The organism is Bacillus cereus group sp. MYBKT14-1, assembly GCF_051915185.1.
Taxonomy (GTDB): domain Bacteria; phylum Bacillota; class Bacilli; order Bacillales; family Bacillaceae_G; genus Bacillus_A; species Bacillus_A cereus.
In genome coordinates this window covers 501,336-516,170 of the sequence record NZ_JBQAEF010000001.1, presented here as the reverse complement: position 1 = coordinate 516,170, position 14,835 = coordinate 501,336, and the positions used below count along the sequence as shown (strand labels likewise).

Below are 14,835 nucleotides of genomic sequence, written 5' to 3'. Positions count from 1 at the left end.
TTTTTCATCTATTATGTGTTTTATCATATGTGATTTTACTTTTAAAGGTTCCATTTTCCCCTTTAAAAACATAGGAAATAGCACCTTGCTTGTCCGTGCGCCATATCGCACTCCCCATCTTCTCAAAACGCTCTATCACTTCTTTATGCGGGTGTCCATACCTATTCTGCTTACCAACAGATATAATCGCTACACGAGGCTGTATGACGTTCAAAAAAGGCTCTATAGATGACGTATTACTCCCATGATGAGCAACTTTTAAAACATCCACTTGTAAATCTGGATATACCTCTACTAAAATCTTTTCCCCTTCTTCTTCCAAATCGCCTGTAAATAGCCACTTCAACCCTCCAAATTTTGCCCATATTACAATTGAAGCGTTATTTTCGCTTTTTTCTTTTCCTTTTGGAGCTAAAACGAAAAATTCCGCTTCATTTACACTCCAACTCGCCCCTTCCCCCACTTCAGTTATTTTCATTTCCTTTTCTAATGCCTGTTTCTTGACTACTTTTTCTAATACTGCATCTTTTCCCTTTCGGCCAAATACCACTTCTTTTACAGGTATATATGATAATAATTCTTGCGCAGCACCTATATGATCTGCATCTCCATGCGTTACGATTAATTTATCAATTGTTTTAATACCTTCTTTTTGTAAAAAGGGTATTAAAACATCATTCCCAACAGAAAATTCATGCTTTTTTTGTTGCCATTCTTCCTTATTCACACGAAGCGTTCCACCTGTATCAATAAGATAAATCCCTTTATCATACGGAAGGCGAATTAATATTGCATCACCTTGTCCAACATCAATAAATGTTACACTTCCGCTTCCTCTAAAATATGGATATACATAATGACATGTGCTAATAAAAATAAATACACTCGCAACTATACAAACCATTTTTTTCGGCGCTCTTCTTTCCCAAACCATCAATATACTGACAATACTCGCGCAATATACAGCTACAAGATTGAAGGGCGTTTCCCCGAAGATAAGCTGGGTAAATGGTAAACTTTCACAATAACTTAGAAAATCATTAGACATACTCAAGCCTATTGATAATACATCCGCAAATCCTTTTGCGAGAAACGGGACAATTGGCATACACAGTAAAATAATAATGCTACATGGTAATACAATGATAGATAAAAACGGAACGTATAAGAGATTGAGGAGAATGCTATATGGAGAAAAATAACCAAAGTGATATAACAAAATCGGAGTACTAACGAGCTGTGAAATGATAGAAATATAAATAGAATTTCGGATTACTCCGTTGCTACTCCCTAACAATAACGGAGCAGACAAAAGTAAAGCGAAGCTACCTACAAAAGAAAACTGAAATCCAATATTAAAAACAAGATAAGGGTCATATATAAGCATACATATAGCTGTTACACTTAAAGCATCTAAACTAGATAAACGAATCGAGCACATAAAAGCAATCAACATCAAAACCCCTGTTATAGAAGCTCTTATAACAGAGGGTGAAGCCCCTGCTAAAACCATATACAAAGGAATACAAATGATAAGGCAAATTGTTGCTACCTCCCTCGTCGCACCGCTTCTTAGCAAAATAAAATATACTATCACCATCAACAATACAATGTGTGAACCTGAAATTGCTAACAAATGTACAAGACCAAATTGTTGATATTGCTCTTCCACTTCAAACGTCATTTGTTGTCTATCACCAAAGAGTAATGCATTCATAAAAGCACCTGATTGCTCTGGAAACATTTCTGTAACTTTCGAGATTGCTTGTTGCCTTAAAAGAAGAATCCATTGCGTGAGCGACAATGATGTTTTATAGCATTCAGAAATATATGTAGCCTTAAATGTGAAATGAATATGTTGCTTGTATAAATAATCACGGTAATTAAAACCATGAAAATTCCGAGCTGTTTCCGGTTCTTTCCTCTCACCCTCGAATACACATGATATCCCTGCGTATAATTGTTGCATTTTTTTCTTTTCCAAAGCTGATTTTATTCTATAACTTAACTGCACTATATTTTTATTCTGATCTTCAAATTGAAAAGATAGGCGATCCCCATTAACAAGCGGTGTGTTTTGTATAACCCCTCTTGTAACTGCATAGGGCTTCCCTAGAGGCTTATTCCATACTTGAACATAGGAAGTGTATATAACGCTACTAAAGCACGCTACAATACAAAAAATGAAGGTTTTACGCGAAGTGCGATATAAACAGAAGAAAACATTTAAAAAGAGGCAAAAAACTATCAATAAAAGTGACGAGGAAAAGGCAATTGCAATCCCTATTATAAACGAGATTGCAACATACCCCCATTGTTCTTGCAACTTATACTCACTCCTTATAGCATCATTTTTGCTTTCGTGAATACATGCTGTAATTCTTCCATTGATAAATTATCTTTTTCTAAAGACACAAATAATTCTTTCAACTCTGTATAACGTTTTTGATCCTCTAATGCAGCAATATCATATTCTAGCGGAACGTGTTTCACTGTTACATTCGCTTGTTCAAATAACTCTATGGCGTATGGATGATTTTTATAATCCTGCGCATAATAAACCGCTGTAATACCACTTTGAATAATTGCCTTACAACATTGTAAACAAGGGAAATGCGTAACGTAAATTTCTGCTTCCTCTGTTTTCGCACCAAACTTGGCACATTGTAATAAAGCATTCATTTCGGCATGAATTGTCCGAACACAATGATTATCGATTACGTAACAACCATCATCTATACAATGTACGCCACCTTTAATTGAACCATTATATCCACCAGCAATAATTCGTTTATCGCGAACGATTGTCGCTCCTACCGCAAGCCTTGTACATGTACTACGCAAAGATAGTAGATGGCTTTGCGTCATAAAATATTGATCCCATGAAATTCGTTCCATATTTTTCACCTACTTTTTTGTCTACTTGTAGTGTAGCGAAAGAAGAAAAACTTCGTCAATCTTTTACGGAATAATAATTTGATCTTTTATCTTTTCAAGAGACTTCGCACCAATCCCATCAATCTCTAATAAATCTTCTATTTTCTGAAACGGACCATGTTCTTCTCGATATTTCAAAATACTTTCTGCCTTTCGAGAGCCAATCCCTGTAATTTTTTCTAGTTGTTCTTTCGCCGCTGTATTTATTCGAATCTTGCCATCTTCCTTAGAAGAAGTAAGCACCCCTTGTTCTGATTCATTTTTACTCGGTATATAAAGAAGCATTTGATCTTGTACAATTTGTGCTAAATTCACTTTTTTCATATCTACTTCTGATAAAAAACCACCAGCCTTTTGAACCGCGTCCTTTACGCGATCTCCTTCCTTCATTTCATATACCCCTTCTTTACTAACCGCTCCTTTCACATCAATTATAATTGTTCTTTTCTGTTCCTTTGTATCCGATATTTTCGGTTTACCCTTTTTTTCGATCTCCTTCTCTTGTACATTCATTGTAATAGGCATTCGTTCTACACTCTGATTCGTTTTCCAAAAAACAAGAAAAAGTAAAGTTCCAATAATAGCTACTAAACCTAACCACTTTTTCGGAAAATCCCACATCATTTTACACCTCTAATCATAAATTTATAACATCATTCATATTGTTTAGGAGAAAGCTGTTACGAAGGAGGGATGAAACTTTGAACATAGGAATTATAGGGACAGGAAACATGGGGAATATACTAATCGATGCATTTTTAGAAACCCGTGCTGTCAAACCTTCGTGCCTTACAATCATTAATCGGACGCCTGCAAAAGCATATCATATAAAAGAAAAATACCCTTCTGTTCATATAGCAAAAACAATCCCGGAAGTAATCGAACAATCACAACTTATTTTTATTTGTGTCAAGCCGATAGATATATACCCTATCCTAAAAAAATACGCTGAACATTTTTCTGATGAAACGTGCTTAGTTTCTATTACAAGTCCAATATCTCCATCACAATTAGAGACTCTCGTACCTTGCCACGTCGCGCGTATCATTCCAAGTATCACAAATCGCGCGCTCTCTGGCGCCTCACTATTTACATTTGGAGATAATTGCTCTGAAGAATGGCAACAAAAACTACTTCGTCTATTCAAAAACATTTCTACACCTCTTGTAATAGAAGAAGATATAACGCGCGTTTCATCTGATATAGCAAGTTGCGGTCCTGCTTTCTTTAGTTATTTACTACAATGCTTCATTAACGCTGCTGTAGATAAAACAAATATTACACACGAAGAGGCTACTACTTTAGTAAGTGAAATGGTCGTGGGGATGGGGAAATTACTTGAAAAAGAAATCTTCACATTACCTACCTTACAAGAAAAGGTTTGCGTGAAAGGCGGCGTTACTGGGGAGGGCATTCGGGTTTTAGAAGAGCACGTTGGAGATATGTTCCATAAGTTAATCGAGCGAACACATGAAAAATTTGATGAAGATTTAGAATGCGTTGATCAGCAATTCAATAAACACACATAATAAATACGTCATTTTCATTCCAAATCCTTTTTATAAATACTTACTTTTTTACAATACATTTTCACTTCAACTACTATTCCCACACTTTACGCATACAATCTTCAGATTATGCTAGAACTAAAAATACATCTTCTTTATAAAACAAAAGCAACCTTCTCGGTTGCTTTTGTTTTTATCCGTTTTTCTTCGCCATGAAGAAAATACGCTCTGTTTGTTCTGTAACTTCAAGTCGCTCAAAATCACCTGTTACACGAAGCACTGTAAAACCTGCTTCTTCAAGCCATTTCGTTAACTCTTCCACTTGATATGCACGTTGCACGTGACATTCGTCAAACCGATGGTACACATCTTCTTCCGGATCTTGAACAAAGAATGTTAAATCATGCTCTACACTATTTGATTCTTCACCAGGGAAGCAATTCCAAATAAGAGATATTTCTTCTCCATTCACTGTATACGTTTCATTTTGAAATACATGATGTATTTTATATAAAGAATGTACATCAAATAAAAACAAACCATCTTGACGTAAATGGTGAAATACTCTTCTAAATGTTTCTTGTACTCCATCTTCTTGCAATACATAATTTAACGAATCACAAAAGATGGTTACACAATCAAACTCACCTGGAACATCAAGCTCTCGCATGTCTTGTTGATAAAAAGGAATAAAGTATCCCTCTCCTCCTAGTTTTTGCTGAGCGACTGTTAACATTTCTTCTGAAAGATCGACACCTATTAAATCGTAACCCTTTTGCACAAGCGGCAGGGTTACATTACCCGTACCGCATGCTACATCAAGAATTTTTGCCTCTTTCATATCTGCCTGCTGTAAACTTTCCTCTGTAAATTCCACCCATTTATCATAAGGGACATCATTCATTAGTTCGTCGTACAACAATGCAAATTGTTCGTATTTCATTGGCCTAACTCTTCTGTAATATCTTCACGTGGCACATCGCCCCATAGACGCTCTAAATTATAGTGATTACGCTCATCTTTATGGAATACATGAGCAACTACATCTCCAAGATCAACTAATACCCAACGTGCTTCGTCAAACCCTTCCATACGTTGTACGTCGATTTGGAACTCATGTGCTTTTGATTTAATTTCACGTGCAATTGCTTGCACTTGTTTGTCTGAATTTCCGTGACAAATAATGAAATAATCTGCAATTGGTGAAATACCTTGCATATTTAGGACAACCATATCTTCTGCTCTCTTATCATCAGCTGCTTTTGCCGCTAATACTAATAAATCTTTATCGTTCATTTACTCATTTCCTCCTTGATAACTGCATTGTATGTTTGGAATGTTAATGGATAAATCGTCTGATTTTTTTCCATTAAAAATTGAATTGTTCTCTTTAACGCAAATAATAAAGCTTGATTTATATCCGTATATGCGAGTTTACGAGCCTCTTCCACTCCTGGAAACTTTCGCCCAGGTTCAATGTAATCAGCTACATAAATCACTTTATCTAACATCGTCATATTCTCATGACCACTTGTATGATATGTAATAGCTTGCAAAATTTCAGAATCCGTAATGCCTACTTCTTTTTCTACTAAGTATGCCCCAACAGGTGCATGCCATAACTCTTTGTTATAGCAAAGTAAGTCTTTCGGCAAATCTTCACGTTTAATAATTTCTTCCATCTCTGAAATTGCTCTACATTTCGCATAATCATGGAATATAGCTGCCATCTCTGCTTTTTTTTCGTCCACACTGTATAACTTAGCAAGCTCAATCGCTGTCTCCATTACACCAATTGTGTGTATATAACGTTTTTCATGCATTTGTTGTTTGACAATATGCAGTGCATTCTCACGATTCATACAACCCATTCCTCTCGATATATACCTGTACTTTTTCGGGAAGTAAATATTTACACGTTTTCTTCTCCTTATATCTCTCACGTAATAAGGATGAAGAAACTGCAAATTCCGGAATTTCCACTGTAGTAATCTTATATGGTGTATGCAATGTATACCCAGGTCTTGCAACTCCAACAAACGTTACAAGATTAAGTAAAGCTTCAATGTTATGCCACTTCGGTAAATACTCAACCATATCCCCACCAATAATAAAGTGAAACTGCACATCCGGATACTTCTTCGTCAATTGTAACATAGTGTCATACGTATAAGATGGGCCCTTCCTACTTAGCTCTTCTAAACAAATAGAAAAGTGCTCTTCTGCCTCAGTCGCGAGCTCTAACATATGTAAACGACTTTCTACACTTGTAATATTCCGCCCTTGTTTATGTGGCGGAATCTGGTTTGGCAAGAACCATACTTCTTCCAAGTTCAAAGCATGATATACTTCATTTGCAATTAGCAAATGTCCATAGTGAGGCGGATCAAATGTACCGCCAATGATGCCAATTTTTCTCAAAAGAAACGCCCCTTCCTTTTACATACAGCAACTCTCCTCGGTTAGGAATGAAGAGAGTTGCTATTAATAAAAGTTCAATTGGTTTCGCTCTCTACATCATTACGCATAAACGATAAAAATAGCGCATGCTAGTCTTTTTATCGAGGAAGCTTAATTTGTTTATTTTCTCTTGATTCTTTGTATAAAACGATTGTGCTTCCAATTACTTGAACGATTTCAGCACGTGCACCTTTTGCAAGTTCTTCCGCAACCTCACGGCGATCAAATTCACAGTTTTGTAATACACTTACTTTAAATAACTCACGAGCTTCTAAAGTATCTGCGATTTGTTTAATCATATTTTCATTTACTCCGCCTTTTCCTACTTGAAAAATTGGTGTTAAATGATGTGCTTGTGCACGTAAAAATCTTTTTTGTTTTCCTGTTAACATATATGTTAGCCTCCAAGCTTTTCTATAACTAATTGTTTCATTCTCTCGATATTTGGCGTGCGTCCTGTCCACATTTCAAATGCAAGTGCTCCTTGATAAACAAACATATCAATACCATTTTGAATGATTGCGCCTTGCTCTTTTGCCTCACATAAAATTTTCGTTTCAAATGGATTATAAATTATATCTGATACAATCGTTCCTTTTTTTAACGAACAAATTTGTAATGGCGTATGTTCTACGTGTGGATGCATACCTATCGTTGTCGTCTGAATGATAATATCATAATTTCCTTGTTCTTCTGTCGCTTTTTCTAACGACAAAGCAACAGAATTAACATCGGCCGTACGTGCAGCAATAAGTTCCTTCGCCTTATCTACTGTACGATTGGCTACATCAATCTCTTTTACACCTACATCAGCAAGAGAAAAATAAATAGCTCGGCTAGCACCACCTGAACCAAGTAACAAAATACGTTTCCCTTGAAGTGGTTCATTACTAATTGACTGCAGCGCTCGAACAAAACCAATCCCGTCTGTGTTATAGCCAATTAATCTTCCATCCTTATGAACCACTGTATTTACTGCACCGATTTTCCTTGCCAATGGGTCAATCTCATCCAAATACTCCATAATAGCAACCTTGTGCGGAGTTGTTACATTAAATCCTGAAATACCTAATGCTTTTAAACCTCTTACTGCTTCCCCTAGCAATTCCTCTTCAACAAGGAACGCATGATAATGGGCATCCATATTCAAGTGTTCAAATGCATCGTTATGCATAACGGGTGATAATGAATGTCCAATTGGATTTCCGATTACACCATATAATTGTTTCATAAATCCCTCTCCATATTAAATTAAAGATTTACGTAGTGAAACACTTACTCCTTTTGGTACGTGTGCAACAATTTTTGCTCCTGGTTCGTTCACAGTAACCCATCCTAATCCAGAGAATACAACATCCGTTTTAGGTTCACGAATATTAAATTCGTATTTCACTAGCTCAGGCATATTTGCTAATTCTTCTGGCGTTGGTGGGCTTAGTAAATCCCCGGCATGATTTTTATATAATTCATCTGCTTTCTCAAGCTTTGTACGATGGATTGTTAAGCGATTCGAGAAGTGACAAGTAAATGCACGACGACCACCACTTACATAATCAAAACGTGCCAACCCACTAAAGAATAACGTTTGTTCTTCATTTAATTGGAATACCATCGGCTTAATTTCTTTTGTTGGTGTAATAAGCTTTAAGCTTTGCTTTCCAACATAATGAGCCATTTGGTGGTGGTTAATAATACCTGGCGTATCATATAAAGAAGACTCTTCGTCCAATGGAATATCAATTAAATCAAGTGTTGTTCCTGGGAAATGAGATGTTGTAATTACATTTTCAGTCTCATCACTAAATTCTTTAATCATACGATTAATAAATGTCGATTTCCCTACATTCGTACATCCGACAACATAAACATCTTTGCCGCCGCGATAATACTCAATAGCATCTGCTAGTTCAGCGATTCCTTGTCCCTTCGCTGCACTAATTAAAAAGACATCTTCTGGTTTTAATCCTAGCTGCTTTGCACTATAGCGCATCCAATGTTTTACTTTATCATGTTTTACTGACTTTGGAATTAAATCAGCTTTATTTCCAACAAGTAATACTTTATTATTCCCTACGAAACGATGTAAGCCAGGTAACCAGCTACCATTAAAATCAAAAATATCTACAATTTTGACTACTAATGCATCTGATTTTCCAATTCCATTTAAAATGCGTAGGAAGTCATCATCTGTTAACGATACATCTTGAATTTCATTGTAATGCTTCAAGCGAAAACAACGTTGACAAATAACTTGTTCTTTCTCTAAAGATGAGGCAGGAGCATACCCCACTTCGTTTTTATTTTCTGTTTGAATTTCTACACCGCAACCAATACATTTAATTGTTTCAGTCAAACTTTATTCCTCCCAGTTAATTAAACCTTTTTTCTTCATATTTTTCATAATTCTTCGTTCAATTTTTCGATTAAAACGCGTTACTAATCCGTCCGTTTGTGCTACCGGTACAACTAAAATTGTATGAAGGCCTACTCGGTTGCCACCAAGCACGTCCGTCAGTAACTGATCTCCAATTACTACAACTTCATCTGGCTGCAAACGCATCTCTTGTATCGCACGCTTAAATGCGCGAACAAATGGTTTACGTGCACTATGAATAAATGGAATACCTAATGGATCAGCAAAATCTTTTACACGTTGCTCATTATTATTTGAAACGACCGTTACTTGAATGCCTTGCTCTTTCATTTCCAAGAACCATTTTTCAAGTTGCGGTGTTGCATTGGGACGATCCCATTCAATTAAAGTGTTATCTAAGTCAGTAATAACGCCTTTAATCCCACGTTTTTTTAAATCTTCTGGTTGAACATGATATACATTTTTCACATATTCATTTGGTAAAAATAGTTTCAATTTCTTTCACCTCTTTGAGGATTTTTCATAAAATTTTTCGACAACATTTTTCGATATATAACCTGTGGATAAAATTGTACACATTTTCCACATTAATTTTTCAGTTAATTTGGAATTTACTAACAAACTATACACACTTTATCCACCTAGGTATGTGGATAACCACTCATTTGTGACTGTCATATTTTTTTGGTACATTAAATGCATCAACGAATCAATCCTTATATTATTAGGAGGTGACTCACCTTGAAAACAAAACATATGGAACAGTTATCCACTGAGTTACTCACTGAGTCTTATTATAAAGCAAAAGAACTAAAATTAAATCCCGACTTCATTTTACTTATAAAACAAGAAATCATTAGACGCTCATTAGAGGACAAGCTTGTCAAATCATCTTGATTACATATAAAGTGAAAGTTTAATCAGCCCTTACCAATTAAACAGTTAAAGGATAATTTATTGGATGCCCTGTAAAAAGAGCCATCCTACGATGGCTCTCGAATAAACAAGTACTCCCATCTAGGGGATTTCATCATTAAGTATCTTTGCCCATAACTCTTACTTACGGTTATAAAAGCTTTTCTTTATTTATGAGCTAAGCGAGTAGCTATTTTTTCACCAAGACGAAGCTCTTGTCCACTCTTTAATTCCTGCACTACTTCTATCATATCTTTTTCAAACAATAACACAACTGTTGAACCAAATGTAAAGTATGCCATTTCTTCACCTTTTTGAACAGTGTCTCTCTCATGTAAAAGCTCAATACTATTAACAAACATGGCCCCTACTTTTACAAGAGCCATATGCTCGCCATCACTGCTTACTTCTGTAACAGAACGATAATTTTTTGACAGTGGTTCTTTCCCGTATTCCATACCAGCTGCATTTACCGGATATGATTTTCTACCGAGTACAAATCTTTCAGTCACAGAACCAGAAAGCGGACTATGAATGCGATGATAATGACTTGGACTCAAATAAATTACCATATATGTACCGCCTGCATATCGCGTTGCACGTTCTTCATTACCTAGCATATCCACAATTGAATAGCGCTTTCCTTTAATATAAAATGTTTTTGTATCCTCAATAGGACCATGATCTGCAAAAACACCATCAACAGGACTAACGATACTCGATGCATCTGTATCAATACTACGCTTTCCTTCTTTTAGCTTACGCGTAAATAATTCATGCAATGTTCTATATTCCTTCAAACCCTTTTCCATCTCATCTTGATTAATTTGAAAAACTTTCGCATACGATGGAATAATGATAGAGCTCAAACGAGATTGTGCAAATTTACGTAATATATAAGAAGTAAAGCGACCATTTGTAAGTTCTATCATAAGTCGATATAATGTACGTCGCAAATTGCGAAACCCCCTAATCAGTCTATAACTTTAGTTTTCCCTTCTTTTCTTTCTATATCATATGTAAAATTGGTTCTTATTCCCACATATCATATAAAGCAGCCTTATTATATATACAGAAAACTAAGTATGGTATTATTCTTAAATTATTTAGCACCTTCTAATATTACAGATAGAATCCGTCATTTTCAACAGTGAACATGTATTTCTTCTTAGCATAACGCGTTTTCTTTTCTTATTTACAATAAGAAAAGCAGCCCATTTTAAATATGGCTGCTTCTAATACACTTTACTCTTTCGCTTTTTTCTCTTTCTCTGCCCTGACAAACTCGTGGAACATTTTCATTAAAGCACGCTTTTCAATCCGTGATACGTAGCTTCTAGAAATACCAAGCGCCTTAGCGATTTCCCGCTGTGTTTTCTCCTTATCTAGCCCAAGTCCAAAACGTTTCACAATCACTTCTTTTTCTCTTTCGTCTAAAATATCGATATACTCTTTAATTTTTTCTAACTCCATACTAAGCTGAATCATATCAATTACATCTTCAGACTCTGATTTTAATATATCAATAAGCGATATTTCATTGCCCTCTTTATCTTGCCCGATCGGATCATGAAGTGAAACATCTTTTTTCGTTTTCTTTAGTACACGTAAATGCATCAAAATTTCATTTTCAATACAGCGTGCTGCATACGTCGCAAGCTTCGTTCCCTTTCCTGCAGAATAGCTCTCGATCGCTTTAATGAGCCCAATCGTACCAATTGAAATTAAATCTTCTGCATCTTCTCCTGTGTTCTCAAATTTTTTAACGATATGAGCTACAAGCCGTAAATTATGTTCAATTAAAAGATTTCTCGCTTGAGCATCACCTTGCTCCATTAACTCTAAGTACTTTCTCTCATCATCTGATGATAACGGCTGCGGGAACGCATTATTCTTCACATAAGAAACAAAGACAAACACTTCTCGAACCATATATCCAATTGCGGCGAATAGACTCAAACCTTTCACCTCCGCCAAAATAGTGGTCTTTATTATGTGTATGTGGGCGTGAGGTTGTTTGTGTCTGTACAGTTTATTTATAAAACTCAACACTTCCAACATTTAAAATAATTTATTGTTATATTATAATTATATAAAATTGTTATTTATATATGAATATGCTATTAAAGGGGACATTATTCATGCTTACATTAGATCGATTATTAAATGTAACAATTTATTTAGGAGTATTTTTACTTTTCATTTCGTTCATTACTTTTGTTATTAAAAGAGGGCCTGATTTATTATTTTTTCAATTTGGGATTTCTTTGTTTTTTGGAGCTCAAATTATAACTGGAATAAAATTTTTTCATAACTATGGTTTCTCCTTTCACTCAAAACTAGAACTACTTATCTTTATTTTCTATGTAATTGGAATTATTACATGTATATTATTGTTCTTTCATTTTCAAAATCTGTATCGAATTTTTTTATTAATTTGTAGTTTTTTATTTTTAACTGGATCCAATTATTACTTTAAAGAAACATTAAATTTTAGTAAAAAAATTCCAAAGCAACATAAAACTTTTTTAAGTACACAAGAAGACTCTTTTCCAAAAGAAGTCCGTAAATTTTCAGAGGATTACAATAACATAATAAGGAATGACTTTTATGAAATACCGATGATTCCTACTGAATTACAGATTACAAGCAAAAAAGATTCTTCCCATAGTACATCTTTCTTAGTTGAACTTCATAATAGCGAGAATGAAATTACTGATGACTCTGTACAATTAACTCCATCAGACCGTTTTTATGTGCTGTTAAATACACAAAAAACAAAAATATCAAAAATAGTATATGAAGGGCAGAATTTTTTCACATTTACAGTCACACTAAAGGCTCTTAATTTACAGCAAGAACCAGAAATTCATAATATGTTTTTAGAAATAGATAAACGTAGAGCGATGAATCTTCTTAATTTTGAAATTAAAGCCCATACTAAAGAATGGAAAGTAATATTTAAAAGTGATAGTTCTCATTCCAATCTTCCTATCACATTTACTTTTGAAAAGCGAACAGGCAAATTATAAAAATAAAAAGAGTTATTTTCTTTGAAAAATAACTCTTTTTATTTTACTTACTCCAAATCTTTCTCCCAGTTTGGGCATCAATATAACGAATTTCCCGACTACAATCAAAAGGTTCTTTATGTTTTTCATCTGTCGTTTGTTTGTACAGTAGTTTGTATTTCGTTTCCTCTGCATCATGATCTACAAACCATTCTAATTTAACTCGGATAGCCTCTCTGTATATTTCTAACGCTTTTTCTTTTGTTACTTTTGGTGTTGTTTCATATGTAAGTAATTTTTTTATAAAGTTGCTAGACTCCCCCGAGTAGTGCATAACAGCACCATTTTCTGCATTGATGTTGATCATAAATTGGTTATACTCTGCCGGAATATCATTTATATATACAGAAAAGATAAATCTTTCAATCCCATCTTCTGCTTCTTCACGTTCCTCCCAAAGACGCAGATATTGTTTGATATCTGGAATAACTCGTTCTAAAAATTGAAGTGCTTTTTGTAAACATTCCTCTCTAGACAGTATTTGCTTTACTTTTTTATCATCTGTCAGTTTTATAAAACCAGTTAATTCATTGGTTAATTTATCAATTGTAACGCTAACTAAATTATTATATTTCAACATCGGTAAATGCTTGTTAAAGAATTCATTCATTAAATACGGATTCTTTTCTTCTTTCTGTTTTTGTAATTCCTCTTTCGGAACAAATTTCATCCTTATTTCATCATCATTTTCCGTCTCATCTACTTTTGTAAAACCTTCTTTATTCCAGTCAAACAAATCGAATACATCATCTTGTTGGCTACCCCTTTTTTGTTTTCTAACAGCCACTGTTGGCGGTAATTTATAATGATCTGGTCCAAATAAATCTTTACCTGTACTTGCATCAATAAATACATGACTAGGTTCTGGTACATACACAAGGTGGTACCCTTTTACTTCTTCTCCATTTTCATATTTACATAAAGAATGTGTTAAATCTACAAATACAAGCCTCATATCTTGTTTAGCCTTTAAGTTGTCTAAAACGATATTCTCCTCAACAATCTCACTTGGCCATAACGGCTTTTCTTTTATGCTTTCTCGTCCGTTATAATGAAAATTCACAACATTCCCTGAAGGATGCACTTGCACCACACATCCTGTATCCGGTAATGGATATCCATTTACTTCTTGCATATAATTTATTTCTTTCCAGCCACGCCAATCATCCTGGATAGTTACATATGTATAAAACTCTAATCCTTCTTCCACGTGTTTTTTTATAAATACATTTGCAATCTCTCTTACCCTATTCTCCTCTATAACTTCCTTATCACTCGAAAAATAATTTCCATCATCTATCCTAAATTCAATTAAATTACCAGTATGTCTATTCAATGTAATTTGTATCGTTCTCTCCTGATCCTCTTTATGCTCCCACCATAATAGATGATACGGGTCATCAACCCCTTCTTGATCATCTACAACAAGACTATATTCATCTGGAATGTTAATAATATGAGCCACTCGCTCTTTTCTTTCTTTATCTTTTTGATTCATCATACCGCTCCCTTTATTACATTTTAAGGTAATTATAGAAAAAAAACCAAGTAACTATAAAAAAAAGACTAG

The 14,835-nt window shown here is 34.7% G+C and carries 17 protein-coding genes; 3 read left to right on the top strand and 14 right to left on the bottom strand.

Features of this window, described 5'->3' with window-relative positions; translation table 11 throughout:
- Positions 1-4 precede the first annotated feature (4 nt).
- The 3 genes from ACTFO4_RS02785 to ACTFO4_RS02775 form a co-directional block, all read right to left on the bottom strand.
- Complete coding sequence (locus ACTFO4_RS02785) at positions 5-2,326, bottom strand: DNA internalization-related competence protein ComEC/Rec2 (RefSeq protein WP_440013172.1); 2,322 nt, start codon at positions 2,324-2,326, stop codon at positions 5-7.
- 14 nt (positions 2,327-2,340) lie between these two features.
- Positions 2,341-2,898, bottom strand: coding sequence for a ComE operon protein 2 (locus ACTFO4_RS02780; RefSeq protein ID WP_000439770.1), 558 nt, complete (start codon positions 2,896-2,898; stop codon positions 2,341-2,343).
- A gap of 63 nt (positions 2,899-2,961) precedes the next feature.
- Positions 2,962-3,561, bottom strand: a complete 600-nt coding sequence (locus ACTFO4_RS02775) for a helix-hairpin-helix domain-containing protein (RefSeq protein ID WP_000989932.1) — start codon at positions 3,559-3,561, stop codon at positions 2,962-2,964.
- A gap of 77 nt (positions 3,562-3,638) precedes the next feature.
- Between ACTFO4_RS02775 and comER the strand changes: the two genes are divergently transcribed.
- Positions 3,639-4,466: a late competence protein ComER gene (gene comER / locus ACTFO4_RS02770; protein ID WP_001020554.1), complete on the top strand. Its 828-nt coding sequence runs from the start codon at positions 3,639-3,641 to the stop codon at positions 4,464-4,466.
- A gap of 172 nt (positions 4,467-4,638) precedes the next feature.
- Here the strand turns inward: comER and ACTFO4_RS02765 are convergent, their stop codons facing one another.
- From ACTFO4_RS02765 to ACTFO4_RS02730, 8 genes are all read right to left on the bottom strand, one after another.
- Positions 4,639-5,388, bottom strand: coding sequence for a class I SAM-dependent methyltransferase (locus ACTFO4_RS02765; protein ID WP_000873069.1), 750 nt, complete (start codon positions 5,386-5,388; stop codon positions 4,639-4,641).
- Complete coding sequence (rsfS, locus tag ACTFO4_RS02760) at positions 5,385-5,741, bottom strand: ribosome silencing factor (protein WP_000998173.1); 357 nt, start codon at positions 5,739-5,741, stop codon at positions 5,385-5,387. Before rsfS ends, ACTFO4_RS02765 begins: the two co-directional genes overlap by 4 nt.
- Positions 5,738-6,307, bottom strand: coding sequence for a bis(5'-nucleosyl)-tetraphosphatase (symmetrical) YqeK (gene yqeK, locus ACTFO4_RS02755; protein WP_061457713.1), 570 nt, complete (start codon positions 6,305-6,307; stop codon positions 5,738-5,740). The genes rsfS and yqeK overlap by 4 nt, the downstream gene beginning before the upstream one ends.
- Complete coding sequence (gene nadD / locus ACTFO4_RS02750; protein ID WP_440013174.1) at positions 6,297-6,866, bottom strand: nicotinate-nucleotide adenylyltransferase; 570 nt, start codon at positions 6,864-6,866, stop codon at positions 6,297-6,299. Before nadD ends, yqeK begins: the two co-directional genes overlap by 11 nt.
- 137 nt (positions 6,867-7,003) lie before the next feature.
- Complete coding sequence (gene yhbY, locus ACTFO4_RS02745) at positions 7,004-7,297, bottom strand: ribosome assembly RNA-binding protein YhbY (RefSeq protein WP_000955224.1); 294 nt, start codon at positions 7,295-7,297, stop codon at positions 7,004-7,006.
- 5 nt (positions 7,298-7,302) lie between these two features.
- Entirely contained in the window at positions 7,303-8,136 is an 834-nt protein-coding gene (gene aroE / locus ACTFO4_RS02740) for a shikimate dehydrogenase (protein WP_000812076.1), read from the bottom strand.
- Positions 8,137-8,151: 15 nt separating this feature from the next.
- Positions 8,152-9,258 carry a ribosome biogenesis GTPase YqeH gene (yqeH, locus tag ACTFO4_RS02735; RefSeq protein ID WP_000140799.1) on the bottom strand — a complete coding sequence of 369 codons (1,107 nt, stop codon included), beginning with the start codon at positions 9,256-9,258 and terminating at the stop codon, positions 8,152-8,154.
- 3 nt (positions 9,259-9,261) lie between these two features.
- On the bottom strand, positions 9,262-9,774 hold the full coding sequence (locus ACTFO4_RS02730) for a YqeG family HAD IIIA-type phosphatase (RefSeq protein ID WP_000765314.1): 513 nt from the start codon (positions 9,772-9,774) through the stop codon (positions 9,262-9,264).
- Between the two features lie 246 nt (positions 9,775-10,020).
- Here ACTFO4_RS02730 and ACTFO4_RS02725 point away from each other — a divergent pair, with 246 nt between their 5' ends.
- The gene (locus tag ACTFO4_RS02725) at positions 10,021-10,176 is read left to right on the top strand and encodes a sporulation histidine kinase inhibitor Sda (protein ID WP_000850094.1); all 156 of its coding nucleotides are present in this window, start codon (positions 10,021-10,023) and stop codon (positions 10,174-10,176) included.
- A gap of 185 nt (positions 10,177-10,361) precedes the next feature.
- On the opposite strand, the gene ACTFO4_RS02720 is transcribed toward ACTFO4_RS02725, so the two are convergent.
- Positions 10,362-11,150: a phosphatidylserine decarboxylase gene (locus tag ACTFO4_RS02720; protein ID WP_017673520.1), complete on the bottom strand. Its 789-nt coding sequence runs from the start codon at positions 11,148-11,150 to the stop codon at positions 10,362-10,364.
- 289 nt (positions 11,151-11,439) lie between these two features.
- Positions 11,440-12,153 (bottom strand): RNA polymerase sporulation sigma factor SigK, encoded by a 714-nt coding sequence (gene sigK, locus ACTFO4_RS02715; RefSeq protein ID WP_000051382.1) that lies wholly within the window; start codon positions 12,151-12,153, stop codon positions 11,440-11,442.
- Positions 12,154-12,305: 152 nt separating this feature from the next.
- Here sigK and ACTFO4_RS02710 point away from each other — a divergent pair, with 152 nt between their 5' ends.
- The gene (locus ACTFO4_RS02710) at positions 12,306-13,226 is read left to right on the top strand and encodes a hypothetical protein (RefSeq protein ID WP_004407978.1); all 921 of its coding nucleotides are present in this window, start codon (positions 12,306-12,308) and stop codon (positions 13,224-13,226) included.
- 43 nt (positions 13,227-13,269) lie between these two features.
- On the opposite strand, the gene ACTFO4_RS02705 is transcribed toward ACTFO4_RS02710, so the two are convergent.
- On the bottom strand, positions 13,270-14,766 hold the full coding sequence (locus ACTFO4_RS02705; RefSeq protein ID WP_440013177.1) for a YcdB/YcdC domain-containing protein: 1,497 nt from the start codon (positions 14,764-14,766) through the stop codon (positions 13,270-13,272).
- Between the last annotated feature and the right edge of the window lie 69 nt (positions 14,767-14,835).

Coding starts and splice junctions, on each gene's coding strand:
- ACTFO4_RS02780 (WP_000439770.1), bottom strand. CDS start 2,898: ATGGAACGAATTTCATGGGATCAATATTTTATGACGCAAAGCCATCTA.
- yqeK (WP_061457713.1), bottom strand. CDS start 6,307: ATGAATCGTGAGAATGCACTGCATATTGTCAAACAACAAATGCATGAA.
- ACTFO4_RS02765 (WP_000873069.1), bottom strand. CDS start 5,388: ATGAAATACGAACAATTTGCATTGTTGTACGACGAACTAATGAATGAT.
- rsfS (WP_000998173.1), bottom strand. CDS start 5,741: ATGAACGATAAAGATTTATTAGTATTAGCGGCAAAAGCAGCTGATGAT.
- yhbY (WP_000955224.1), bottom strand. CDS start 7,297: ATGTTAACAGGAAAACAAAAAAGATTTTTACGTGCACAAGCACATCAT.
- ACTFO4_RS02775 (WP_000989932.1), bottom strand. CDS start 3,561: ATGATGTGGGATTTTCCGAAAAAGTGGTTAGGTTTAGTAGCTATTATT.
- aroE (WP_000812076.1), bottom strand. CDS start 8,136: ATGAAACAATTATATGGTGTAATCGGAAATCCAATTGGACATTCATTA.
- ACTFO4_RS02705 (WP_440013177.1), bottom strand. CDS start 14,766: ATGATGAATCAAAAAGATAAAGAAAGAAAAGAGCGAGTGGCTCATATT.
- ACTFO4_RS02710 (WP_004407978.1), top strand. CDS start 12,306: ATGAATATGCTATTAAAGGGGACATTATTCATGCTTACATTAGATCGA.